Source organism: Kosakonia sp. S42 (assembly GCF_016624785.1).
Classification (GTDB): Bacteria; Pseudomonadota; Gammaproteobacteria; order Enterobacterales; family Enterobacteriaceae; genus Kosakonia; species Kosakonia cowanii.
The window spans coordinates 458702-482074 of the sequence record NZ_JACVTW010000001.1 but is presented as its reverse complement, the minus strand read 5'-3'; the positions used below and the strand labels follow the sequence as shown (position 1 = coordinate 482074).

Annotated in this window: 22 protein-coding genes; 9 read left to right on the top strand and 13 right to left on the bottom strand. The window is 58.5% G+C overall.

Annotated elements, in window-relative coordinates; translation table 11 throughout:
- Positions 1–30: 30 nt before the first annotated feature.
- The 5 genes from astE to IAE50_RS02250 are packed head-to-tail and all read right to left on the bottom strand — an operon-like array spanning position 31 to position 6071.
- On the bottom strand, positions 31–996 hold the full coding sequence (gene astE, locus IAE50_RS02270; protein ID WP_200579458.1) for a succinylglutamate desuccinylase: 966 nt from the start codon (positions 994–996) through the stop codon (positions 31–33).
- Positions 997–1007: 11 nt separating this feature from the next.
- Positions 1008–2333 (bottom strand): N-succinylarginine dihydrolase, encoded by a 1326-nt coding sequence (gene astB / locus IAE50_RS02265; protein ID WP_200579457.1) that lies wholly within the window; start codon positions 2331–2333, stop codon positions 1008–1010.
- Positions 2330–3808: a succinylglutamate-semialdehyde dehydrogenase gene (gene astD, locus IAE50_RS02260; RefSeq protein WP_200579456.1), complete on the bottom strand. Its 1479-nt coding sequence runs from the start codon at positions 3806–3808 to the stop codon at positions 2330–2332. The genes astB and astD overlap by 4 nt, the downstream gene beginning before the upstream one ends.
- Positions 3805–4854, bottom strand: coding sequence for an arginine N-succinyltransferase (astA, locus tag IAE50_RS02255; RefSeq protein ID WP_200133144.1), 1050 nt, complete (start codon positions 4852–4854; stop codon positions 3805–3807). Before astA ends, astD begins: the two co-directional genes overlap by 4 nt.
- Positions 4851–6071 carry an aspartate aminotransferase family protein gene (locus IAE50_RS02250; RefSeq protein WP_200133145.1) on the bottom strand — a complete coding sequence of 407 codons (1221 nt, stop codon included), beginning with the start codon at positions 6069–6071 and terminating at the stop codon, positions 4851–4853. Before IAE50_RS02250 ends, astA begins: the two co-directional genes overlap by 4 nt.
- Before the next feature lie 433 nt (positions 6072–6504).
- Here IAE50_RS02250 and xthA point away from each other — a divergent pair, with 433 nt between their 5' ends.
- Together xthA and IAE50_RS02240 are read left to right on the top strand one after the other, a co-directional pair.
- Entirely contained in the window at positions 6505–7311 is an 807-nt protein-coding gene (gene xthA / locus IAE50_RS02245; RefSeq protein ID WP_200579455.1) for an exodeoxyribonuclease III, read from the top strand.
- Positions 7311–7730, top strand: coding sequence for a pyrimidine (deoxy)nucleoside triphosphate diphosphatase (locus IAE50_RS02240; RefSeq protein WP_128483087.1), 420 nt, complete (start codon positions 7311–7313; stop codon positions 7728–7730). Before xthA ends, IAE50_RS02240 begins: the two co-directional genes overlap by 1 nt.
- Here the strand turns inward: IAE50_RS02240 and IAE50_RS02235 are convergent.
- Positions 7696–7983 carry a DUF1496 domain-containing protein gene (locus IAE50_RS02235; RefSeq protein ID WP_200579454.1) on the bottom strand — a complete coding sequence of 96 codons (288 nt, stop codon included), beginning with the start codon at positions 7981–7983 and terminating at the stop codon, positions 7696–7698. The two genes, IAE50_RS02240 and IAE50_RS02235, sit on opposite strands and share 35 nt — an antisense overlap.
- Before the next feature lie 236 nt (positions 7984–8219).
- On the opposite strand from IAE50_RS02235, the gene gdhA reads away from it, so the two are divergent.
- Positions 8220–9563: an NADP-specific glutamate dehydrogenase gene (gdhA, locus tag IAE50_RS02230; protein ID WP_200579453.1), complete on the top strand. Its 1344-nt coding sequence runs from the start codon at positions 8220–8222 to the stop codon at positions 9561–9563.
- A 315-nt stretch (positions 9564–9878) separates the two neighbouring features.
- Here gdhA and IAE50_RS02225 read toward each other — a convergent pair whose 3' ends face one another.
- Together IAE50_RS02225 and selD are read right to left on the bottom strand one after the other, a co-directional pair.
- A complete protein-coding gene (locus IAE50_RS02225) occupies positions 9879–11816 on the bottom strand; it encodes a DNA topoisomerase III (RefSeq protein WP_094420109.1) in 1938 nt (645 codons plus the stop codon).
- 4 nt (positions 11817–11820) lie between these two features.
- The gene (gene selD, locus IAE50_RS02220) at positions 11821–12864 is read right to left on the bottom strand and encodes a selenide, water dikinase SelD (RefSeq protein ID WP_200133149.1); all 1044 of its coding nucleotides are present in this window, start codon (positions 12862–12864) and stop codon (positions 11821–11823) included.
- A gap of 263 nt (positions 12865–13127) precedes the next feature.
- Between selD and phoC the strand changes: the two genes are divergently transcribed.
- Entirely contained in the window at positions 13128–13874 is a 747-nt protein-coding gene (gene phoC / locus IAE50_RS02215) for an acid phosphatase PhoC (protein WP_042712399.1), read from the top strand.
- Positions 13875–13972: 98 nt separating this feature from the next.
- Here phoC and IAE50_RS02210 read toward each other — a convergent pair whose 3' ends face one another.
- Complete coding sequence (locus tag IAE50_RS02210; RefSeq protein WP_200133150.1) at positions 13973–14524, bottom strand: NAD(P)H nitroreductase; 552 nt, start codon at positions 14522–14524, stop codon at positions 13973–13975.
- 162 nt (positions 14525–14686) lie between these two features.
- Between IAE50_RS02210 and sppA the strand changes: the two genes are divergently transcribed.
- The 3 genes from sppA to pncA all read left to right on the top strand — a co-directional run bounded on the left by sppA (position 14687) and on the right by pncA (position 18270).
- Positions 14687–16540 carry a signal peptide peptidase SppA gene (gene sppA / locus IAE50_RS02205; RefSeq protein WP_094420113.1) on the top strand — a complete coding sequence of 618 codons (1854 nt, stop codon included), beginning with the start codon at positions 14687–14689 and terminating at the stop codon, positions 16538–16540.
- Between the two features lie 61 nt (positions 16541–16601).
- Positions 16602–17618: an asparaginase gene (ansA, locus tag IAE50_RS02200; RefSeq protein WP_200579452.1), complete on the top strand. Its 1017-nt coding sequence runs from the start codon at positions 16602–16604 to the stop codon at positions 17616–17618.
- A gap of 10 nt (positions 17619–17628) precedes the next feature.
- On the top strand, positions 17629–18270 hold the full coding sequence (gene pncA, locus IAE50_RS02195; protein WP_200579451.1) for a bifunctional nicotinamidase/pyrazinamidase: 642 nt from the start codon (positions 17629–17631) through the stop codon (positions 18268–18270).
- Between the two features lie 317 nt (positions 18271–18587).
- Here the strand turns inward: pncA and IAE50_RS02190 are convergent, their stop codons facing one another.
- Both IAE50_RS02190 and msrB read right to left on the bottom strand, forming a co-directional pair.
- The gene (locus tag IAE50_RS02190; RefSeq protein ID WP_023481791.1) at positions 18588–18863 is read right to left on the bottom strand and encodes a YeaC family protein; all 276 of its coding nucleotides are present in this window, start codon (positions 18861–18863) and stop codon (positions 18588–18590) included.
- Positions 18864–18901: 38 nt separating this feature from the next.
- Entirely contained in the window at positions 18902–19315 is a 414-nt protein-coding gene (gene msrB / locus IAE50_RS02185) for a peptide-methionine (R)-S-oxide reductase MsrB (RefSeq protein WP_054802950.1), read from the bottom strand.
- 342 nt (positions 19316–19657) lie between these two features.
- On the opposite strand from msrB, the gene gapA reads away from it, so the two are divergent.
- Together gapA and IAE50_RS02175 are read left to right on the top strand one after the other, a co-directional pair.
- Positions 19658–20653 carry a glyceraldehyde-3-phosphate dehydrogenase gene (gene gapA, locus IAE50_RS02180; protein ID WP_023481291.1) on the top strand — a complete coding sequence of 332 codons (996 nt, stop codon included), beginning with the start codon at positions 19658–19660 and terminating at the stop codon, positions 20651–20653.
- 74 nt (positions 20654–20727) lie between these two features.
- Positions 20728–21612, top strand: a complete 885-nt coding sequence (locus tag IAE50_RS02175; protein WP_200579450.1) for a D-hexose-6-phosphate mutarotase — start codon at positions 20728–20730, stop codon at positions 21610–21612.
- Positions 21613–21656: 44 nt separating this feature from the next.
- Here IAE50_RS02175 and IAE50_RS02170 read toward each other — a convergent pair whose 3' ends face one another.
- Together IAE50_RS02170 and IAE50_RS02165 are read right to left on the bottom strand one after the other, a co-directional pair.
- The gene (locus tag IAE50_RS02170) at positions 21657–22511 is read right to left on the bottom strand and encodes an aldo/keto reductase (protein WP_200579449.1); all 855 of its coding nucleotides are present in this window, start codon (positions 22509–22511) and stop codon (positions 21657–21659) included.
- Positions 22512–22602: 91 nt separating this feature from the next.
- The gene (locus tag IAE50_RS02165; protein ID WP_023481831.1) at positions 22603–23349 is read right to left on the bottom strand and encodes a MipA/OmpV family protein; all 747 of its coding nucleotides are present in this window, start codon (positions 23347–23349) and stop codon (positions 22603–22605) included.
- Positions 23350–23373: the final 24 nt, after the last annotated feature.

Here is a 23373-nt window from a genome sequence, read left to right as displayed (position 1 = left end):
AAATAAGCCCTGCGGTGGCAGGGCTTAACGCTACGCTATTTTTTCCAGCATTAATCCGGCGCGTAATCCAATCTCGACATTGGGGTTGGGAAACAGCACATACTCCTGCGGGTGCGTCACCACATAGCGCTCGCCGCGATCCTCCGCCAGCAGCGTACCTTCACTGAAGGGGGTAAAGTTCAGCGTCTCATTGTCCATATAGAGGGTAAACGCCTCGCTGCGCCGGGTCAGTTGCTGCACCACCCGGTAACGCAGGGGAGCAAGCTCGGTATCAGGCGCGGGTTCACCGGCAAGCAGCGCCGCCAGCGCCCAGGCGGTGCGCTGAAACTGGCTGAGATCGTTGGCACCAAACGGCAGCGCTTTGCCCAGCTCCAGCGTGCACGCAAGCGCGTCGAAGCTTTCACAGCTAAAGTGGGTAAAGGTTCCGCCAGGTGCCTGATGGAACACCAGTGCTTCAAGCCCGGCCGCGCCGAGCCACGTCAGGAAAGCTTCATCCCAAGGCGTGGCGCGCTGCGGCAGGACACCAAAACGCACATGGTGCGAGCCGCGAATGGCGGTATGCAGATCGAGATGCCAGCGCGTCTCATCCCCTTCAGAGAAAAAGTGCGTCACCGCCCGCTCAAGCTGCGCCGCGCGGATGGTTTCATCACTCGGCGGAAGCTGCTGCCAGCGCCCGCCGAACATGCGGTTGAGATCGCTTTTGATATAGCGCTTGCCCTGCGCCAGCGCCTGCGGATTGCCAAGAATAATCAGCAATCGCCAGCTCAGCGGCTGCTCACCGGAGAAGAGGTTGTGCAGCAGTTGATCGATAAGCTCCACCGGCGCCGTCTCATTGCCGTGAATGGCACAGGAGATCACCAGCGAACGTCCTACCGGCTGCGGCGGCACCAGCTCGAGGATCCCCTGCTCATGCCACAACCAGTGAATTCCGCCCGCTTCACCGGACATCTTGCGTGGAATATCGCCCGCAATGGTTGCTGCCAGAAAGTTCTCCATACCGCCTCCGCTTAACGCTGAAAAGGATAAACCGACCCGAGATCCAACAGTTGAGTGAGGCGATCCAGCGCTTCACGCCCTTCGCGCAGCAGCTGCGGATCGGCTAAATCGGCCTGCGTGAGACGGTCGCGATAGTATTTGTCTACCCACGCATTGAGCGCGGTAAACAGCCTATCGTTCATCATCACCGCCGGGTTGACCGCCCGCTGTTCCGCCTCGCTCAACACCACCCGCAAACGCAGGCAGGCTGGCCCGCCACCGTTCGCCATACTTTCGCGCAGATCGAAGACCTTAAGGGCGCTAATCGGGTTATCCTGCGCCAGCAGGTCGTTGAGGTAACGCCAGACGCCCGCATGCTCCTGCGACTCCTGCGGCAACACCAGGGTCATGCGTCCATCATCATGGCTCAATAATTGACTATTAAACAGGTAAGTTGCCACCGCGTCTGTGACCGATACCGCCTGTTGCGGCACTTCGATCGCCATAAAGCCCGGCACTTTTGCCGCAAGTTCTGCCAGCAGCTGAGGCTGCCCGGCAAACGCCTGCTCGTGGCAGAACAGCAGCTGGCGGTTGGAGACCGCAATCACATCATTATGGAATACGCCCAGATCGATAACTTCCGGGTTTTGCTGAGCATAGACCACCTGATGCGCACGCACCTGGTTGAGGCGGGCAACGGCCTGGCTTGCCTCCAGCGTCTGGCGCGCCGGATAACGCCCGGGAGCCAGTTCGTTGCCCTCTTCGCGGCCATACACAAAGAGCTGCACCCCCGCATCGCCATACTCGCCGCCGAAGCGGTTATGGTTCGCGGCCCCCTCGTCACCAAAACGTGCCACCTGCGGCAGCGCGCCGTGCACGCTGAAGGTGTGCGGATCGCGGAAAATCGCCCGCAGCAGCGCTTCGGTGGTGGGCGCTTCGATTGAGCGGTGGAACTTATTGTTCAGGTTCGCCACCGTCAGGTGGACTTTGCCATCCTCGGCGTCTGCCGACGGGCAGACGGTGGCGGCATTCGCCACCCACATCGCTGAAGCGGAGCTGGCAGCAGAGAGCAGTTCCGGCGCCTGGGTTGCCGCTTTTTCAACGACCTGTTCATCGCTACCGCGAAAACCTAACTGGCGTAACGCAGCGACGTTCGGGCGCTCGTGAGGCGGAATGACCGCCTGTGGAAAGCCGGCGTCCGCCAGCGCTTTCATCTTTAAAAGCCCCTGCTTCGCCGCCAGCTTTGGGTTGGATCGCTGAAAGCGGTGTTTAGTCGAGGCTTCATTACCGAAGGATAAACCCGCGTAGTGGTGCGTCAGCCCGACCAGGCCATCAAAGTTCACTTCACGCGCGCTCATGGCTGCTCCTCACGCAAATGGCCAAGGCCCGGGCTGAGGCTCTGCGGCAGAGAGAGATCCGCCGTCTCAAGGCTCGCCATTGGCCAGGCGCAGTAATCCGCCGCATACCAGGCGCTGGCGCGATGGTTGCCGGACGCACCAACACCGCCGAACGGCGCAGTGCTCGCCGCACCGGTTAACGGCTTGTTCCAGTTAACGATCCCGGCGCGCGCCTCCAACAGCAGGCGATCGAACTTCTCCCGCTGCGGCGAAATCAGGCCGCAGGCGAGGCCATAGCGCGTGTTGTTCGCAAGCGTAATCGCATCGTCAAAGTCGTCATAACGCCAGACGCAGAGCAGCGGGCCAAACACCTCTTCATCAGGCACGTTGCCCACCGCAGTCATCTCAATAATGCCCGGCGTCAGCAGAGAGGTGCCCGCCGCCAGCAGACGCGGAGCCAGTAACGTTTTGCCACCGCGCGCTTCATGCTCCTGCCAGGCGTGATAGACCTGCTCCGCCGCCTGGGGTGAGATCAGCCCGCCGAAAAAGGGTTGCGGCTCGGCGTCCCAGGCAGCCGGTATCAGCTTGCTGGCAACCTCCACCAGCCTTTTCAGGAAGGCATCGCCCGCCGCCGAGCGTTTCACCAGCAGCCGCCGCGCGCAGGTGCAGCGCTGACCAGCGGTTACAAAGGCGGACTGGATCGCCAGATGCACCGCCGCATTAATATCATCAGGATCTTCAACAATCAGCGGGTTATTGCCGCCCATCTCCAGCGCGAGGATCTTCTCTGGCTGACCCGCCAACTGGCGATGCAGCTGATAGCCGGTATTGGCACTGCCGGTAAACAGCAGCCCATCCAGCCCTGCCAGCGCGCTCAGCGCCTGGCCAGTTTCGCGCCCGCCCTGCAATAAGTTGAGCACGCCAGCCGGTAAGCCCGCCTGCTGCCACAGTTTCACCACCGCCTCGCCGATCCACGGCGTCAGCTCGCTCGGTTTGAACAGCAGCGTATTGCCCGCCAGCAGTGCCGGGATGATATGCCCGTTTGGCAGGTGGCCGGGGAAGTTATAGGGGCCAAACACCGCCAGCACGCCGTGCGGGCGATGACGCAGGGTTGCCGCGCCGTCGGCCATCTCCGTCTGCTGTTCGCCGGTGCGCGTGTGATATGCCTTTACCGAGATTGCCGCTTTGTTGATCATCGCGGAGATTTCGGTGGCGGCTTCCCAGCGCGGTTTGCCGGTTTCGCGGGCGATGATCGTTGTCAGCTCTTCTTTATTACTCTCCAGCAGCGCGGCAAATTTCTCCACGATCGCCTGGCGGGCGCTAAAGGGCTGGCGCGCCCAGGCGGGGAAAGCGGCGCGCGCGGCCTGGTAAGCCGCCCCGACCTGGGCGCTATCCGCATCAAAGCCCTGCCACAGCACGTCGTGGCTCACCGGGTTGGTTTTCTCCCGCCGTGCGCCCTGGCCCTTTATCCACTCATCGTTGATCCATAAACTCATTGCGCTCTCTCCTCACCACTCTTCTCTTCCGCACACAGGCGCACCAGCCGGACGCTATCGCCGGGCTGACACTTCAGCGCATCCAGCTCGCCCGCCGACAGCAGCAGCCGTTCCGTCTGCGGGTCAACATTGATCAGCATCGCGCGAAAATCGTCATAGCGCTCATTCGAGACCATGCAGGCTGGCCACTCGCCCGGCGCGCGCTGCCCTTCGCCAATCGCCACCAGCCGACTTTTGCGGATCGCCCGCACGCGGTCGATGTCGCACTCCAGCGTCGGCCCGCCATCAAAGATGTCGACATAGTTGCGGTAGCGGAACCCCTCTTTCTCCAGCACCGCGCGCGCAGGCGCGGTTTGTGGATGGACATGACCAATCACCGACTGCGCCTCTTCCGAGAGGAAGTGGGTATAGATCGGATGTTTCGGCATCAGCTCGGCAATAAAAGCTTTCTGCCCGGTGCCACAGAGATAATCCGCGCGGCTAAACTCCATCGAGAAGAAGCGTTTACCCACGCTCTCCCAGAAGGGGGAGTAGCCGTGCTCATCAATCACCCCGCGCATTTCGGCAACCACTTTCTCATTGAAGCGATCGCGAAACGCCGCCATAAACATAAAGCGCGATTTCGACAGCAGGTAGCCGTTGCCCGCTTTGCGCCAGGCGGGATCGAGAAACAGCGTGCAGAGCTCGCTGCTACCGGTGTGATCGTTACTGAGAAACAGCGTCGGCAGCGCGTTGTAGACATTCAGCTCTTTCGAGGCGTGTACCTGGGTGCCAACGCGGTAGTTGTACCAGGGATCATTTAGCCCGACGGCGACCTCAATGGCGCAGATGCCGCCCACTTCGCCGCTCTGGGTATCTTCCAGCACAAAGACATAGCCCTGCTCGCCCTTCGGCAGCGTGCCTTGCCAGGTCTGGCGGGCGCGCTCAATACGCGCCGCCAGGGTTGCCTCATCGGCGGGCAGTGAAGTTAAACCGCCGCCGGTTTTGCCAGCGAGTTTCATCAGGGCTGCGAGATCGCTTGCCGCGACCGGACGAATCACCATCATGTTGTGCTCTCCGAGAGGAATTTTTCACAGGCGCGGGCAAAGCGCTCAAGGCCGATGCGCACCTCCTCTTCGCTGATATTCAGCGCCGGGGCGAAGCGCAGCACGTTGCCACCGGCAATCAGCACCATTACCCCTTCCGCCGCCGCCAGCTGGGAGATCTGCTTCGCTTTACCGCTAAAGGCGGGCACCAGCTGGCAGCCAATCAACAGCCCAAGGCCGCGAATGTCGCTGAACAGCAGGTGACGGGCGTTGATGGCGTTGAGCTGTTCGGTAAACCACTCGTGGCGCTGTTTCACGCCGTTGAGCATCTGCGGGGTGTTGACGGTATCAAGCAGCGCGCCTGCCACCGCGCCCGCCAGCGGGTTACCGCCATAGGTGGTGCCGTGGGTGCCAACATTCATCACCTTGCCGAAGGTTTCGGTAGTGAGCATCGCGCCAATCGGGAAGCCGCCGCCGAGCGCTTTTGCGGTGGTTAATACATCCGGCGTCACGCCATAGTGCATATAGGCATAGAGCTCGCCGGTGCGACCGACGCCGGTCTGCACTTCATCAAAAATCAGCAGCGCATTGTGGCGGGAGCAGATCTCGCGCAGCCCCTGTAAAAAGGCCGGATCGGCAGGCACCACGCCGCCCTCGCCCTGCATCGGCTCAACAATCACCGCGCAGGTGTCGTCGTTAATCAGGGCGCTGGCAGAGGCGAGATCGTTAAAGGTGGCATGCTGGATCTGCGGCGGCAGCGGCGCGAAATCCTGTGAATAGGCGGGCTGACCCCCGGCGCTGACGGTAAAGAGCGTGCGGCCGTGGAAGGCATTTTTGAAGGCGACAATGCCGCTCTTCTGCGCGCCAAAGGTGTCGTGAGCATATTTACGCGCCAGTTTCAGCGCCGCTTCGTTGGCTTCCGCCCCGGAGTTACAAAAGAAGACGCGGTCGGCAAAGGTGGCATCAATCAGCCGTTTTGCCAGCCGCAGCGCCGGCTCGTTGGTGTAACCATTGCCGGTATGCCAGAACTTCGCCGCCTGCTCGCTTAATGCTTTGCACAACACCGGGTTAGCGTGGCCCAGCGCGTTAACCGCAATGCCGCCAGCGAAGTCGATATACTCCGTGCCCTGCTGATCCCACAGACGTGAGCCCTCGCCGCGAACCGGGATAAAGGGCGCAGGCGCGTAGACCGGCAGCATCCATTGATCGAAATTTTCACGCGTAACAGACAGAGACATAGCGACCTCACCGGTAAATAAATGGTTGAATAAATGTTAATAAAAATGACGTTTTCGCCCTTAATGTAGATTGCACGCTTCGTGCCAGCTAGAGGGAAAAATGCATAAACGGCGTGCAACAACGTTATTTCAATAACTTACAACCGATCGCTATTCGCTTATCATGCATAAAAAGTGAATAATTTTAGATATTGCGGCGAACCAGGGCGGGATTTAGCGATAGTTTATGCATTTATGAAATTTAATTCTGGAACTGTGATCGTCCGCGAAATTAATTCTGCCAACGCGCCCCATTTTGGCGCAGCGCGCCCTGAAAAGAGGCAGCTGGCCTGATTTTTGCGCAGACGCGATGAACGTCGGAATAAGTGGCAGTGATTGAAAGTAAACTCTGATAACATTCCTGCATCTTTCACCCCATTAAGTGGCTGCGACTATGAAATTTGTCTCGTTCAATATCAACGGCCTGCGCGCCAGACCCCACCAGCTTCAGGCAATCGTCGAACAACACCAGCCCGATGTGATTGGTTTGCAGGAGACGAAAGTCCATGACGATATGTTCCCCCTCGAAGAGGTGGCGCGTCTCGGTTACAACGTCTTTTATCACGGCCAGAAGGGTCACTATGGCGTGGCGTTGCTGACCAAAGAGACACCGGTTCTGGTGCGTCGCGGCTTCCCGGAAGATGGCGAAGAGGCACAGCGTCGCATCATCATGGCGGAGATCCCCTCCCCGCTTGGCAATATCACGGTAATTAATGGCTACTTCCCGCAGGGCGAAAGCCGCGACCATCCGACCAAGTTCCCGGCAAAAGAGAAGTTCTACCGGGATCTGCAACACTTCCTCGATAACGAACTGAAGCGCGAGAACCCGGTGCTGATTATGGGCGATATGAATATCAGCCCGACGGATCTCGATATCGGCATCGGGGAGGAGAACCGCAAGCGCTGGCTGCGTACCGGTAAATGTTCTTTCCTGCCGGAAGAGCGTGAGTGGATGGAACGCCTGAAAAACTGGGGGCTGGTGGATACCTACCGCGAAGCCAACCCGGACACTACGGATCGCTTCTCATGGTTTGATTACCGCTCAAGAGGCTTTGATGATAACCGCGGGCTGCGTATCGATCTGCTGATGGCGAGCCAGCCGCTGGCGGAGCGCTGCATTGAGACCGGCATCGATTACGATATCCGCGGCATGGAAAAACCCTCTGACCATGCACCGGTCTGGGCGACGTTCAAACTCTGATGACGCAGACGCCAAAGAGCATCGACGTGGTCGCCGCTATCATTGAGCGCGACGGCCATATTCTGCTCGCGCAACGCCCGCCGCACGCGGATCAACCCGGTTTATGGGAGTTCGCAGGCGGCAAAGTGGAAGCGGGTGAAACGCAGCCGCAGGCGCTGGTGCGCGAGCTGCGTGAAGAGTTGGGTATCGAGGCGGTTCCGGCGCGCTTTGTTGCCAGCCACCAGCGCGAAGTCTCCGGGCGGCTGATTACGCTTCACGCCTGGCACGTGCACACCTTTGCAGGCGAGCCAACGCGCCATTATCACAGTGAGCTTGCGTGGGTGACACCCGCCGACGCGCTCACCTATGCGCTGGCTCCGGCGGATATCCCCCTACTGGAGGCATTCAGGGTTTTACGCGACGCCACACCAGCGGATTAGTGGAAATCGTGCGTTCATCGCGCTGGCACTGCAGCAGCACCCCTTCCATTTTGATCACCGACCCTTCGCTGTAATTTTGATTGCCGTAGACGCAGCACTGCATGCAGGGCTGTGTCGTTTGCGTCTGCCCGCCGCTGCTGAATACTTCAGCCGGCACATTCACTTCCACATCCGGTGACGGGTAGCGATCCGCCAGCGCGCTGCCCGATGCGATCAGCAATAACGCGGCGGCAACGCCTGTAAATCGGCTCATAGCCTCTCCTTTTTGATTGACTGCACTTATTACTATAACGGATCTATTTTCCGGGACTTTAGTTTCCCGCTTCATCGTTTTTCATTATGACCGTAAACAGGTTCTTAATTTATCTGATGAGCGAGATTTTCCCTTGCGGCGTGGCCTGTCGCCGATGTTATAGTCGAAAAGCGCCCGTTTTTTGCGCATTGCAAACACAACAACACTCATCAACATAATAAGAGACGCTTATATCTATGGATCAGACCTCCTCTCTTGCAACATTCCTCAACACTGTTCATCAACGCGATCCGCACCAGCCGGAGTTCTCCCAGGCCGTTCGCGAAGTGATGAGCACCCTCTGGCCCTTTCTCGAGGCCAACCCGCGCTACCGTCAGCTTTCGCTGCTTGAACGTCTGGTTGAGCCGGAGCGCGTGATTCAGTTCCGCGTCGCCTGGGTAGACGATCGTAACCAGGTGCAGGTTAACCGCGCATGGCGCGTGCAGTTCAGCTCCGCCATCGGCCCCTATAAAGGCGGCATGCGCTTTCACCCCTCGGTAAACTTATCGATCCTCAAGTTCCTCGGCTTCGAACAGACCTTTAAAAATGCCCTCACCACGCTCCCGATGGGCGGGGGTAAAGGCGGCAGCGATTTCAATCCTAAAGGCAAAAGCGATGGCGAAGTGATGCGCTTTTGCCAGGCGCTGATCACCGAGCTTTATCGCCACCTTGGCGCAGACACCGATGTGCCTGCTGGCGATATCGGCGTAGGCGGGCGCGAAGTGGGCTTTATGGCCGGGATGATGAAAAAGCTCTCCAACAACACCGCCTGCGTCTTTACCGGAAAAGGCCTCTCGTTTGGCGGCAGCCTGATCCGCCCGGAAGCGACCGGCTACGGCCTGGTCTACTTCACCCAGGCGATGCTGGAGCGCCACGGCCTTGGCTTTGAAGGGATGCGCGTGGCGGTTTCCGGCTCCGGTAACGTTGCCCAGTACGCGATTGAGAAAGCGATGTCGCTCGGCGCGCGCGTGATTACCGCCTCTGACTCTGCGGGAACGGTGGTTGACGAAGCGGGCTTCACGGCGGAAAAACTGGCGCGCCTGTGCGAGATCAAGGCGAGCCGCGACGGCCGGGTCGCCGATTATGCGCGGGAGTTTGGCCTGACCTATCTGGAAGGGAAACAACCGTGGTCAGTGCCGGTCGATATCGCGCTGCCCTGCGCCACGCAGAATGAGCTGGACGTTGAGGCCGCGCAGACGCTTATCGCCAACGGCGTCAAAGCGGTAGCCGAAGGGGCAAATATGCCGACCACCATCGAAGCGACGGATCTGTTCCTCGACGCGGGCGTGCTGTTTGCCCCGGGCAAAGCGGCGAATGCCGGCGGTGTCGCGACATCGGGTCTGGAGATGGCGCAGAATGCAGGACGCATCAGCTGGAAAGCCGACGAGGTGGATGCCCGTTTGCAGCACATCATGCTGGATATTCACCAGGCCTGCGTGGAGTACGGCGGCGAAGAGAAGCAGACGCATTACGTGCGCGGTGCGAATATCGCGGGCTTTGTTAAAGTCGCCGACGCGATGATCGCCCAGGGCGTGATTTAACCGCCGCGCATTGCCGGATGGCGGCGTAAACGCCTTATCCGGCCTACGGGTTAGCACGCTGTTGTAGGCCCGATAAGCGCAGCGCCATCGGGCAATTTGCAGAACCGGTGCGGAGTGCCGGATGGCGGCATAAACGCCTTATCCGTCCGACGGGTTAGCACGCTATTGTAGGCCTGATAAGCGCAGCGCCATCAGGCAGGGTATCAGATACGGTGCAGAATGCCGGATGGCGGCATAAACGCCTTATCCGGCCTACGAGGTGGCACGCTTTTGTAGGCCCGATAAGCGCAGCGCCATCGGGCATTGCTGACGGAATTACGAGGCAGGCGCTTCCGCCGCGGGCGGGCGTTTCTTACTCTTTCCTTTGGCGAAGGATTTTTTCTTATCGCCGCCGGGTGCCACCAGGCCGCGGAACTGCCGCACCGGGGTGCTGCGCGCCTGGTGGATCAACTCATGCAGCGTGCCGACCAGCGGCTGCATAAAGTCCTGGTAGCGACACTCTTTTTCGCTGATCTGCGTCAGCACCGACTCCCAGTGCGCGGTCATATCGGGTCGCGCCGCCATCTCCGGCAGCGAGTGGATCAATGCCCGTCCTGCATCGGAAGAGTGAATATAGCGCCCTTTCTTCACCAGAAAGCCGCGCTTAAACAGCAGTTCGATAATGCCCGCGCGCGTCGCTTCGGTGCCTAATCCATCGGTGGCGCGCAGGATCTTTTTCAGATCCTTATCCTGCACAAAGCGCGCAATACCGGTCATTGCAGAGAGCAGCGTCGCATCGGTGAAGTGGCGCGGCGGCTGCGTCTGGCGCGCCACCACTTCGCCCTTCTCACACAACAATTCATCGCCCTTTGCTACCACCGGCAGCGGCGTGCCGTCATCATCTTCATCGCGCTCTTTCGCACCGAGCAGCGTACGCCAGCCCGCTTCCGCCAGGAAACGCGCTTTGGCGATAAACTTGCCGTTGGCGATATCGAGATCGATCTGGCACTTGCGGAACACCGCATCCGGGCAGAACTGCATCAGATATTGCCGCGCAATCAGGTTGTAGACTTTGGCTTCGTTATCGCTGAGGCTCACCTTCGAGCTGCGCGCGGTCGGAATGATGGCGTGGTGAGCATCCACCTTTTTATCATCCCAGCAGCGGTTGCGCGTATCGGGGTTAACCACCGGTTGCGGCAGCAGATCGGCGGCATGCACGCCAATCGCGTTCAGCACCGCATGGCGACCGGCGAAGTGCTCCTCCGGCAGATAGCGGCTGTCGGAGCGCGGATAGGTAATTAATTTGTGGGTTTCATACAGCTTCTGGCAGATATCGAGCACATTCTGCGCGCTCAGGCCAAAACGCTTCGCCGCCTCAATCTGCAGTGAGGAGAGGGAGAACGGCAACGGTGCCAGTTCTGATTCCCGTTTATCGTTATAGGCGGTGACCATCGCCGGTTGACCGCTAATGCGGTTAACCACATGCTCCGCGAGCGCGCGATGGAGCAGGCGCCCCTCTTCATCCTGGTAAGGCTCACAGGCATCGCTCGGCTGCCAGAGGGCGGTAAACCGCTCCCCGGCGGGCGTCACAATGTGCGCTTTCACTTCAAAAAAATCTTTCGAGACGAAGTTCTCAATCTCTTCATCGCGCCGCACCACTAGCCCCAGCACCGGGGTCTGGACACGCCCAACGGAGAGCACCCCCTGATACCCGGCGTTGCGGCCTAAAAGCGTATAGGCGCGGGTCATATTAATGCCGTAAAGCCAGTCTGCGCGGGCGCGGGCCAGCGCCGAGACGCAGAGCGGAATAAACTCGCTGTTGGCGCGCAGCCGCCCAATCGCTCTCTCCACCGCCTGCGGGTTGAGATCGTTAATCAGGCAGCGTTGCACATGCTGGCGCTTTTCCGCGGGCAGTTGCAGGTAGTCAATCACTTCATCCACCAGCAGTTGCCCTTCGCGATCCGGGTCACCGGCATGCACCACTTCGTCGGCGTCGGCAAGCAGACGCTTAATAACATTGATCTGCTTGAGCACCGACGGGCGCGGCTGCAGCTGCCACTTCTCCGGCACAATGGGCAAATCCGCCAGGTTCCAGCGCGCATAGCGGCTGTCATAGACATCCGGCTGCGCCTGCTCCAGCAGGTGACCAATACACCAGGTCACCACCTGGCCATTACCGCACTCAATGTAGCCATCGCCTTTGCGATGCGGCTTGGGCAACACATCGGCAATGGCGCGCGCCAGACTGGGCTTTTCGGCAATAAATAACCGCATCGACTTATCGGATCTCAATCATCGGGCGACCGCCGCGGGCGGTGACCAGCTCGCCAATGGCGCTCAGTTCAATACCATACTCCGCCGCCGTGGCTTTCACCTGCGCTTCGGCCTCCGGCGTCACCGCCAGCAGCAGACCGCCGGAGGTTTGCGGATCGCACAGCAGATTGCGCACCGCGTCCGGCATTTCGCCCATCAGATGGCCGTAGCTGGCAAAGTTACGCTGCGTACCGCCCGGCACCGCGCCCTGAGCAATGTACTCCTCCACGCCAGGCAGCTTCGGCACGTCGGCGTAGGTAAGTTGCGCCTGCACGCCCGCGCCCTGGCACATCTCGCTCAGGTGGCCCAGCAGACCAAAGCCGGTGACGTCGGTCATCGCTTTCACACCCTCAATATCGGCAAAGGCCGCACCGGCGAGGTTCATCCGGCACATCACCTCCGTCGCCAGCCCGACATGCTCCGGCTTAAGCAGGGATTTCTTCTCCGCGGTGGTCAACACGCCAATACCCAGCGGTTTGGTGAGGAAGAGTTTACAGCCCGCCTGCGCGGTGCTGTTCTTCTTCACGCGCTCGGTCGGCACCACGCCGGTGACGGCGAGGCCAAAAATCGGTTCCGGGGCATCGATTGAGTGGCCACCGGCCAGCGCAATCCCCGCCTGCTGGCAGGCAAAACGCCCGCCTTCGATCACTTCACGGGCAACCTCCGGCGGCAACTTATCAAGTGGCCAGCCGAGGATAGCGATCGCCATGATCGGTTTGCCGCCCATCGCGAAGACGTCGCTGATGGCGTTTGTTGCAGCGATGCGGCCAAAGTCGAAGGGGTTATCGACAATCGGCATAAAAAAGTCAGTGGTGCTGATAACGCAGGTGCCATTGCCAAGGTCGTAAACCGCGGCGTCGTCACGCGTCTCGTTACCAACCAGAAGGCTTGGATCGATGAACTTCGCCTGCTCGCTGTGCAGAATGGTATCCAGCACTTTGGGGGAAATTTTACATCCGCAACCGGCTCCGTGGCTGTATTGCGTTAAACGAATAGCTTGCTCGCTCATGGACATCTCCTGTCATTGCAATCGCGCTATGGTAGCGCCCAAACCGTAAGGTAGTAAGTGTGACAATCCGATTTCGCGCCCCGTTGCTCATTAAGCGAGCGAAAGAGTGATAATCGCTGGTTATCTTTTAAGCGTTCACACCGCAGCAGAACGGTGCAGGAGCGGTTTTGCGATTCACCGCAATGTTATTTTGCGCAGATTATGACAGAAATATGACAACAGCCACCTATGGCTGTTGCAGTCAAAAATCTAAGGAATCTCTAATGAAAAAAAGCCTTATCACCCTTTGCCTTGCGGGTTTACTTTCTGCCAACGCCTTTGCTCTTGTACCAACGGGAAATGATGCCACCACCAAACCGGATCTCTACTACCTGAAAAACGACCAGGCGATTGATAGCCTGGCGCTGCTGCCGCCACCGCCGGAAGTGGGCAGCATCGCTTTTCTCAACGATCAGGCGATGTATGAGCAGGGTCGTTTACTGCGCAATACCGAGCGCGGCAAGCTTGCCGCTGAAGACGCCAACCTGAGCAGCGGCGGCGTGGCCAACGCCTTCTCCGGCGCGTTCGGTTCACCGATCACCGAAAAAGATGCGCCGCAGCTGCACAAGCTGCTGACCAATATGATTGAAGATGCGGGCGATCTGGCAACACGCGGCGCTAAACAGAAGTACATGCGCATTCGTCCTTTCGCCTTCTACAACGTGCCAACCTGCAATACCAAAGATCAGGATGAGCTGTCGAAGAATGGATCCTACCCGTCAGGCCATACGGCGATTGGCTGGGCTACGGCGCTGGTGCTGGCGGAGGTGAACCCGCAGCGACAGAATGAGATCCTCAAGCGCGGCTTCGACCTGGGCCAAAGCCGGGTGATTTGTGGTTACCACTGGCAGAGCGACGTGGACGCCGCGCGCGTGGTCGGCTCGGCGGTTGTCGCCACCCTGCACACCAATCCGGCGTTCCAGCAGCAGCTGCAAAAAGCCAAAGCGGAGTTTGCTGCGAGTCATAAGTAATCCTGCTGCCGGATGAGGGCAGCGTTTAATCCGGCCTGCAAACCAGCGTGGTGGCCCAGGCCGGATTAGCGTTTATCGCCATCCGGCAAAAGTGGCACTCAGAAGTGGGTAACGAACGGCGTATGATCCGGCACGGTCACCGTGGTAGAGGCTTTCAGCTGCGGGGTACCGAGGTAGAGGAAGCCGACAACTTGATCCAACTCACCACAGTTAAACGCCTGGCGAACCTCGGGGCTGTTGGTCAGCGGGCCGGTACGCCAGATGCCGTTAAAGCCCTGCGACAGAGCCGCCATCTGCATCGCCATCACCGCACACCCGGCAGAGAGCAACTGCTCCCACTGCGGCACTTTGTGGTGCTGCTGGCACTTTGCCACTACGGTGATAATCATCGGCGCACGAAACGGCGAGGTGCGCGCTTTCTCAATGCCTTTTTCATCCTGGCCCGCGGCACGCGCCGCCTGCTCCATTGTCTGGCTGAAGCGCTCGCGCCCTTCCCCCTCAATCACAAAGAAGTGCCACGGTTGCAGTGTGCCGTGGTCTGGCGCCCGCATCCCGGCACGCAGAATGTTATCCAGCTGTTCGCCTGCCGGAGCCGGCTCTGCCAGGCGAGAAGCACTGCGTCGGTTGACGAGAAGTTCAAGTGCGTCCATTAGTTAACCTCTTGTTGTGAAATTTGTTCATAAAATTAACATGGGCGTAGAAATTGTTACAGCGCCGGAGGCGATTCCTGCTGACAAGAGGCAGCGGGATAATTAGGATAACCACACTTTGCCGCTCGGGCAGCGGTGGCCGTTAACTCGCAGGGAGAATACATGCAAACCCTTTGGCGCATTATTGCCGGATTTTTTAAGTGGTGCTGGCGACTGCTGAACTTTACCCGCAACCTGGTGATGAACATTGTCTTCATCCTGCTGATACTGGTCGCAGTCGGCGTATGGGTGCAGATGAGCGACAGCAAAGCGGAGCACAGCGGGCGCGGTGCGCTGCTGCTGGATATCTCCGGCGTGGTGGTCGATAAAACCTCCGCCAGCGGTCGCCTCGGCGCACTGGGTCGCCAGCTGTTCGGCGCCAGCTCCGATCGTCTGCAGGAGAACTCACTCTTCGATATCGTCGAAACTATTCGTCAGGCACAGCAGGATCGCAACATTACCGGCATTGTGCTCGATCTGAAGAATTTCGCCGGTGCCGATCAGCCCTCGATGCAGTACATCGGTAAAGCGCTGCGCGAATTCCGCGACAGCGGCAAACCGGTCTATGCGGTGGGCGATAACTACAGCCAGGGTCAGTACTACCTTGCAAGCTTTGCCAATAAGATCTGGCTCTCGCCGCAGGGCGTGGTCGATCTGCATGGTTTCGCTACCAACGGCCTTTACTACAAAGCGCTGCTCGACAAACTGAAAGTGACGACCCACGTCTTCCGCGTCGGCACTTACAAATCCGCCGTTGAGCCGTTCATTCGCGATGATATGTCCCCTGCCGCGCGCGAAGCGGACAGCCGCTGGATCGGCGAGCTGTGGCAAAACTACCTCAACACCGTGGCGGCTAACCGCCAGATCACCGCCCAGCAGGTCTTCCCTGGCGCGCAAGCGATGCTCGACGGTCTGCGTAAAGTGGACGGCGATACGGCGAAATATGCGCTGGATAACAAGCTGGTTGATGAGCTGGGCTCTGCCGCTGACGCTGAAAAAGCGATGGTGAAACAGTTTGGCTGGAGCAAGGAAGATAAAAACTTCCGCGCCATCAGCTTCTATGACTATCAAACCAAAACGCCGGCCGACGTGGGCGGTACCGTGGCGGTGATCTTCGCTAACGGCGCCATCATGGATGGCGAAGAGACCCCGGGGAATGTGGGCGGTGATACTACCGCAGCGCAGATCCGCGATGCGCGTCTGGATGACAAGGTCAAAGCGATTGTCCTGCGTGTCAACAGCCCGGGCGGCAGCGTCAGCGCCTCCGAGGTGATCCGCGCTGAACTGGCCGCTGCCCGTGCGGCAGGCAAACCGGTTGTCGTTTCGATGGGCGGTATGGCAGCCTCCGGTGGGTACTGGATCTCAACGCCAGCCAACTACATTGTTGCCAACCCGAGCACCCTGACCGGCTCCATCGGCATCTTTGGCGTGATCAATACGCTGGAGAACAGCCTCGACAGCATCGGTGTGCATACGGATGGCGTTGCCACTTCGCCGCTGGCAGATGTGAGCATGACCAAAGCGCTGCCTGATGAAGTTCAGCAGATGATGCAGTTGAGCATCGAGAACGGCTATAAGCGCTTTATCACGCTGGTAGCGAAATCGCGCAACAGCACGCCGGAGCAGGTGGATAAAATCGCGCAGGGCCACGTCTGGACCGGTCAGGATGCGAAAAATAATGGTCTGGTCGATGCGCTGGGCGACTTCGATGACGCGATTGCTAAAGCCGCAGAGCTGGCGAAGCTGAAACAGTGGCATGTTGATTACTACGAAGAGGAACCAGGCTTACTGGACCGCGTGGTGGACAGCATGACCGGCTCGGTGCGCGCAATGCTGCCGCAGGCGCTGCAGGCTTACCTGCCGGCACCGCTGGCCAGCGCAGCGCAGGAAGTGAAAGCCGAAACGGATAAACTGGCGGTGTTTAACGATCCGCAGAACCGTTATGCGCTGTGCCTGAACTGCGCCACCGTTCGCTAATTTTCTTACGCATCCCCTCCGCCGGAGGGGATTTTTTTGATTCAGTCAGAACCTACTTACCATGCAAAAAAAATCCATTTACGTAGCCTACACGGGCGGCACCATCGGCATGCAGCGTTCAGAGCATGGCTATGTGCCGGTTTCCGGTCATCTGCAGCGCCAGCTGGCGTTGATGCCAGAGTTCCATCGTCCGGAGATGCCCGACTTCACCATCCATGAATATGCCCCGCTGATGGACTCCTCCGATATGACGCCGAAAGACTGGCAGCATATTGCGGATGATGTGAAAGCGCATTATGACGAATATGACGGTTTCGTGATCCTGCACGGCACCGACACCATGGCTTACACCGCCTCCGCGCTGTCGTTTATGCTGGAAAACCTCGGCAAGCCGGTGATTGTGACAGGGTCACAAATCCCGCTGGCGGAGCTGCGCTCCGACGGGCAGATCAACTTGCTTAACGCGCTCTATGTGGCGGCGAACTTCCCGATTAACGAAGTGACCCTCTTTTTCAACAACCGTCTCTATCGCGGCAACCGCACCACTAAAGCCCACGCTGACGGTTTTGACGCTTTTGCTTCGCCGAACCTCTCGCCGCTGCTGGAAGCGGGTATCCATATTCGCCGTCTCGGCACGCCGCCTGCGCCGAGCACCGTGGGCGAACTGATCGTTCATCCGATCACTCCGCAACCGATTGGCGTAGTGACTATCTACCCGGGTATTTCTGCCGATGTGGTGCGTAACTTCCTGCTGCAGCCGGTAAAAGCGCTGATCCTGCGTTCATATGGCGTGGGCAATGCGCCGCAAAACCGCGAGTTCCTTAAGGCATTGCAGGAAGCGAGTGAGCGCGGCATCGTGGTTGTGAACCTGACCCAGTGCATGTCCGGCAAGGTCAATATGGGCGGTTACGCTACCGGTAACGCCCTCGCCCATGCGGGCGTGATTGGCGGCGCGGATATGACGGTCGAGGCGACGCTGACTAAACTGCACTATCTGTTAAGTCAGGATCTGGACGCAAATGCGATCCGCACCGCGATGACGCAAAACCTGCGCGGTGAACTGACGCCGGACGAGTAAGGAGTTAACGATGAAAGCACGCGCTCTGCTGCTGGTCGATCTGCAAAACGATTTTTGTGCCGGCGGCGCGCTGGCCGTTGCGGGCGGCGACAGCACCGTGGATGTGGCAAACACGCTGATCCCGTGGTTTAAAAGCCGCGGCGAACCGGTGCTGACCAGCATGGACTGGCACCCGGCCAGGCACGGCAGTTTCGCCAGTCAGCACGGTGTTGAGCCGTTTGTTACCGGCGAGCTGGAGGGGTTACCACAAACCTTCTGGCCCGATCACTGTGTGCAAGGGAGCGAGGGCGCGGCGCTGCATCCGCTGCTCGATCGGCAGGCCATCGATGCGGTGTTCCACAAAGGGGAAAACCCGCGTATCGACAGTTATAGCGCCTTTTTCGATAACGGCCACCGTCAGCAGACGGCGCTTCACGACTGGTTGCAGGCGCATGGCGTTCGCGAGCTGGTGGTGATGGGCTTAGCCACCGATTATTGCGTGAAGTTTACGGTGCAGGATGCGCTACAGCTTGGGTATGAAGTGAGTGTGATTACCGATGGTTGTCGCGGTGTAAACCTGCATGCCGACGACAGCACGCAGGCGTTTATGGCAATGGCAAGCGGCGGCGCAACGCTCTATACGCTGGCGGACTGGCTGGAAACGCACGGGTAAGTGTTGCTGATTCCCGTGCACTGCCTGATGGCGGCTGCGCCTTATCAGGCCTACAAAAGCATGCCCCCGTAGGCCGGATAAGGCGTTTATGCCGCCATCCGGCAATCCGCGCCGGGTCCGAAAACCTGCCTGATGGCGCTGCGCTTATCAGGCCTACAAAAACGCGCGTCCGTAGGCCGGATAAGGCGTTTACGCCGCCATGCGGCACTCTGCACCGGGTCCGAAAACCTGCCTGATGGCGCTGCGCTTATCAGGCCTGGAAAAGCGTGTGAACCCGTAGGCCGGATAAGGCGTTTACGCCGCCATCCGGCAGATCGTCAGGATTTGAAGGTGGCGATCGGTTTGGGGGTGATGCCAAACTCCTCTTTCAACTGCTGTTTGCTCTTCATCACCATCTGCCCGTTGGTATCGATGGTCATATGCTGCGCCTGCACGTTATTGCGTGCCTGCCACAACATCACCAGTTGCAGACTGTTCTCTTTCTGCTCCGGCGTCAGCGCCACGCCGTCGGGCCATTTTCCCAGCTCAACTGCCGTTGCCAGACGCTGATAAATCTCCGGCGTCATATTGCTCACGATCTCATCAATATTCATCTTACTCTGCTCTCTGGAATAATAGCTGAATCGATTTTTCAACCGCGGGTCTGGTCGCCATTCTCTTCATCGGTGAAGCTCAGCGACGCGGAGTTGACGCAATAACGCTCGCCGGTTGGCTGCGGGCCGTCCGGGAAAACGTGCCCCAGATGCGCGTCGCACTTGCCGCAGCGGATTTCAACCCGCTGCATGCCGTGGGAGTAATCATTGATATAACGAATTGCCTCTTCGCTCACGGGCTCGTAGAAGCTCGGCCAGCCGCAGCCAGAATCATACTTGGTCTCGGCGCTGAAGAGCGCAGCATCGCACACCAGACAGTGGTAAACGCCATCGCGCTTGTTGTGCAGCAGGCGTCCGCTAAACGGCGGCTCGGTGCCATGATTTTGCGTTACGTAGAACTGCATTTCGGTCAGATCGTTTTTCAGATCGTCCTGGGAAGAATTATTCGCCATTTGTTTACATCTCGCGGTCATGATTCGACAACTTATCAGCCTGATTCTAACAAAACATTAACACTCAGGGCGCGACTTTTGTTCTAAACTTAGCAGTTGCGATAAAGCAGCCAGGGAATTGTGATGAGTCTCACACTTTTATCTTTAGTGACCTTTAAAATCTTGGGCGGCACCCCATATGGGGAAGATGCTCAAAGGGAAAGTGAGATTAATCAGTCTGACCACGGACATGCGGATGATTGATTTGTCGCAATGATTGACACGATTCCGCTTGACGCTGCGTAAGGTTTTTGTAATTTTACAGCCAACCTTTTATTCACTAACAAATAGCTGGTGGAATATATGACTATCAAAGTAGGTATCAACGGTTTTGGCCGTATCGGTCGCATTGTTTTCCGTGCTGCTCAAGAGCGTTCTGACATCGAAATCGTTGGTATCAACGATCTGTTAGATGCGGATTACATGGCGTACATGCTGAAGTACGACTCCACTCACGGTCGTTTCAACGGCACCGTTGAAGTGAAAGACGGCCACCTGGTTGTTAACGGCAAAACCATCCGTGTTACTGCTGAGAAAGACCCGGCTAACCTGAAGTGGAACGAAATCGGCGTTGACGTTGTTGCTGAAGCTACCGGTATCTTCCTGACCGATGAAACTGCTCGTAAGCACATCACTGCCGGCGCGAAAAAAGTTGTTCTGACCGGTCCGTCCAAAGACAACACTCCGATGTTCGTGCGTGGCGCTAACTTCGAGAAATATGCAGGCCAGGACATCGTTTCCAACGCCTCCTGCACCACTAACTGCCTGGCTCCGCTGGCGAAAGTTATCAACGACAACTTCGGCATCATCGAAGGTCTGATGACCACCGTTCACGCGACCACCGCAACTCAGAAAACCGTTGATGGCCCGTCTCACAAAGACTGGCGCGGCGGCCGCGGCGCAGCTCAGAACATCATCCCGTCCTCTACCGGCGCTGCTAAAGCAGTAGGTAAAGTTCTGCCGGAACTGAACGGCAAACTGACCGGTATGGCGTTCCGCGTTCCGACTCCGAACGTATCCGTTGTTGACCTGACCGTTCGTCTGGAAAAAGCAGCGTCCTACGAAGAGATCAAGAAAGCCATCAAAGCCGCTTCTGAAGGCGAAATGAAAGGCGTTCTGGGTTACACCGAAGACGACGTTGTTTCTACCGATTTCAACGGCGAAGTTTGCACTTCCGTGTTCGATGCTAAAGCTGGTATCGCACTGAACGACAACTTCGTGAAACTGGTCTCCTGGTACGACAACGAAACCGGCTACTCTAACAAAGTTCTGGATCTGATCGCTCACATCTCCAAATAAGTTGAGATGGTAAGCTTTCTGAAAGGGCGACTTCGGTCGCTCTTTTTTTGTTTTGAAGACAGAGGATTGCGTTAATGATTACTAAAATTTTTGCACTTCCGGTAGTCGAACAAATCACGCCGACGCTCTCGCGCCGCACGCTGGATGACCTCGACCTGCTGGTTGTCGATCATCCGCAGGTGAAGGCCGCGTTTGCTTACCAGGGCGCGCATCTGCTGTGCTGGAAACCACAGGGTGAAGAAGAGGTACTGTGGCTGAGCGGCAATACGCCATTTAAAGAGGGTGTGGCGATCCGTGGCGGCGTGCCGATCTGCTGGCCGTGGTTCGGCCCGGCGAAGGAGCAGAGTCTGCCGGCGCACGGTTTTGCCCGTAACCTGCCGTGGGCACTCCAGGCGCATAATGAAGATGAGAGCAGCGTAGTGCTGACCTTCGAACTGCAGAGCAGCGACGCGTCGCGCCAGCACTGGCCGCACGACTTCACCCTCTTCGCCCGGTTCAAGCTGGCAGCAACCTGCGAAATGGAGCTGGAAGCGCACGGTGAATTCGAAACCACCTCTGCGCTGCACACCTACTTTAACGTTGGCGATATCGCAGATGTCAAAGTAAGCGGCCTCGGCGATCGCTTTATCGATAAAGTGAACGACGCCAAAGAGGATGTGCTGACCGACGGCGTGCAGACCTTCCCGGATCGCATTGACCGCGTCTACCTCAACGCCGAAGGTTGCAGCCTGATCCACGACGCGAAGCTGAATCGCGCGATCGAAGTGACTCATCACCACAACGCTAACGTCGTTGCCTGGAACCCGGGCCCGGCGCTCTCTGTCAGCATGGCCGACATGCCGGATGATGGCTATAAAACCTTTGTCTGCGTCGAGTCGGTCAATGCGACCGTGGCGCAGAAAGCGAGCGAAGAGAAACCCTCCCGCCTTGCGCAGACCATCCGCGTCGTTAAACGCTGATCGCCCTGCCTCCCCTCTCCCGCCGGGAGAGGGAATTGCCTGCCTTACACTACATCAAGCGGGGTTTTGCCCTTCGGCACCGGAAACGCCGCGTCGAGCTGTCGCATTTCATCATCACTGAGCACGATAGCGAGCGCGGCGGCATTCTCTTCCACGTGCTTAATGCTTGATGCTTTCGGAATCGCCATCACGCCCTGATGATGGATCACCCACGCCAGTAAGATTTGCGCCGCGCTGGCGCGATGCGCTTCGGCAATCTGCTGCACCACGCGGTTTTCCATCAGCCCGTCGCGCAGCCGCCCGGCCTGGGCCAGCGGGCAGTAGGCCATTACCGGCATCGCCTGCTGCTGGCACCACGGCAGCAGATCGTACTCAATGCCGCGCGAAGCCAGGTGATAGAGCACCTGATTGGTGGCACAGGCATCGCCGCCGCTCACCTGCATCAGCTCCTGCATATCGCCGTAATCGAGATTGGAGACGCCCCAGCGGCGGATTTTCCCCTGCTGAATGAGCGTCTCCATCACCTCAACGGTTTCCGCCAGCGAATAGTTCCCGCGCCAGTGCAGCAGATAGAGATCGAGCGCGTCGGTTTTCAGCCGTCGCAGGCTCGCTTCGCAGGCGGCAATCGCCTTCTCACCGCCCGCGTTCCATGGGTAGACTTTGGAGACCAGAAACACCTTGTCGCGCAGGCTACCCTGCAATGCCTCGCCGACCACCTCTTCTGCCGCGCCATCGGCATACATCTCTGCGGTGTCGATAAGCGTCAGGCCCAGATCGATGCCCGCGCGTAGTGCAGCAACCTCCTGCTGCCGGGAACGGGCGTTTTCACCCATATACCACGTGCCCTGCCCAATGGCGGGCAGTAGCGTGCCGCCGAGACTTACCGTTTTTTCTGCCATCTTCTCCTCCTGGGTTGAACGCACCACCATAAAACAAAACAGGGCCATAGGCCCTGTTGGAATGCACAACATGCACTGTAGACGTGCACAATCAGAAGCGGTAGGTCACACCCGTTGAGAGCAGACCAGACCAGGATTTATCCACCATCGGGCTGTCTTTGATCTCATCAGAGAGGTGCGAGTAGCGGCCGGTGCCGTAAACGCTCCAGTTGTCCGCGAAACGGTAGCTGACGGTCAGCTCAAGATACGGATCCCAGCTGCTGTCCGGGTCGTAGCTCGACAGCCCGCTGCGGCGCGATTCTGAACGTGATACGCCGTAGTAGTATTCGTTCTGGTTATCGCTGCTCCACTCGACGCCGATACCCGGCGTCACGGTCAGACCGCCGTTGGTGTAGTTGTAAAGCCAGGCCAGATCCCACACCACGCCATTACTGTTATCCAGCACGTCACCGGCAAGGGTGGTGCGCAGGAAACCATACTGCGTGTTATGGATATAGCTTAAACCGGCCATTGCCGTTGATTTGCGGCGATCCAGCTGGCGCAGCTGGATGTTGTCGCTATCTTTCGGCTTGAACTGCCAGGGTGAATAGAAAGCCATCACCGACAGTTTGTCCGCTTCGTCATTCCATAAGTAGTAGCCGCCGCCGATGCCGCGGAACCAGAAGTCATCGCTCTCATAAGTAACAACCGGAAGCGGCGTGACGCGCGTGTCGTACTCCTTATAAGGAGACTCCATCACGCCCACACCCGCGCCGAGAGAAAAATTGCTTTCTGCATTGGCCGCGCAGGCAGAGATCGCCGTCACTACGCCCAGTGCCAGGAGTTTGAATTTGGTCACAGTCCTTTCTTTCCTGTTCGTCAA

Coding starts and splice junctions, on each gene's coding strand:
- xthA (WP_200579455.1), top strand. CDS start 6,505: ATGAAATTTGTCTCGTTCAATATCAACGGCCTGCGCGCCAGACCCCAC.
- gapA (WP_023481291.1), top strand. CDS start 19,658: ATGACTATCAAAGTAGGTATCAACGGTTTTGGCCGTATCGGTCGCATT.
- msrB (WP_054802950.1), bottom strand. CDS start 19,315: ATGGCGAATAATTCTTCCCAGGACGATCTGAAAAACGATCTGACCGAA.
- IAE50_RS02175 (WP_200579450.1), top strand. CDS start 20,728: ATGATTACTAAAATTTTTGCACTTCCGGTAGTCGAACAAATCACGCCG.
- sppA (WP_094420113.1), top strand. CDS start 14,687: ATGCAAACCCTTTGGCGCATTATTGCCGGATTTTTTAAGTGGTGCTGG.
- astB (WP_200579457.1), bottom strand. CDS start 2,333: ATGAGCGCGCGTGAAGTGAACTTTGATGGCCTGGTCGGGCTGACGCAC.
- selD (WP_200133149.1), bottom strand. CDS start 12,864: ATGAGCGAGCAAGCTATTCGTTTAACGCAATACAGCCACGGAGCCGGT.
- phoC (WP_042712399.1), top strand. CDS start 13,128: ATGAAAAAAAGCCTTATCACCCTTTGCCTTGCGGGTTTACTTTCTGCC.
- IAE50_RS02240 (WP_128483087.1), top strand. CDS start 7,311: ATGACGCAGACGCCAAAGAGCATCGACGTGGTCGCCGCTATCATTGAG.
- IAE50_RS02210 (WP_200133150.1), bottom strand. CDS start 14,524: ATGGACGCACTTGAACTTCTCGTCAACCGACGCAGTGCTTCTCGCCTG.
- gdhA (WP_200579453.1), top strand. CDS start 8,220: ATGGATCAGACCTCCTCTCTTGCAACATTCCTCAACACTGTTCATCAA.
- IAE50_RS02170 (WP_200579449.1), bottom strand. CDS start 22,511: ATGGCAGAAAAAACGGTAAGTCTCGGCGGCACGCTACTGCCCGCCATT.
- pncA (WP_200579451.1), top strand. CDS start 17,629: ATGAAAGCACGCGCTCTGCTGCTGGTCGATCTGCAAAACGATTTTTGT.
- IAE50_RS02190 (WP_023481791.1), bottom strand. CDS start 18,863: ATGAATATTGATGAGATCGTGAGCAATATGACGCCGGAGATTTATCAG.
- IAE50_RS02235 (WP_200579454.1), bottom strand. CDS start 7,983: ATGAGCCGATTTACAGGCGTTGCCGCCGCGTTATTGCTGATCGCATCG.
- IAE50_RS02225 (WP_094420109.1), bottom strand. CDS start 11,816: ATGCGGTTATTTATTGCCGAAAAGCCCAGTCTGGCGCGCGCCATTGCC.
- ansA (WP_200579452.1), top strand. CDS start 16,602: ATGCAAAAAAAATCCATTTACGTAGCCTACACGGGCGGCACCATCGGC.
- astA (WP_200133144.1), bottom strand. CDS start 4,854: ATGATGGTGATTCGTCCGGTCGCGGCAAGCGATCTCGCAGCCCTGATG.
- IAE50_RS02250 (WP_200133145.1), bottom strand. CDS start 6,071: ATGTCTCTGTCTGTTACGCGTGAAAATTTCGATCAATGGATGCTGCCG.
- astD (WP_200579456.1), bottom strand. CDS start 3,808: ATGAGTTTATGGATCAACGATGAGTGGATAAAGGGCCAGGGCGCACGG.
- astE (WP_200579458.1), bottom strand. CDS start 996: ATGGAGAACTTTCTGGCAGCAACCATTGCGGGCGATATTCCACGCAAG.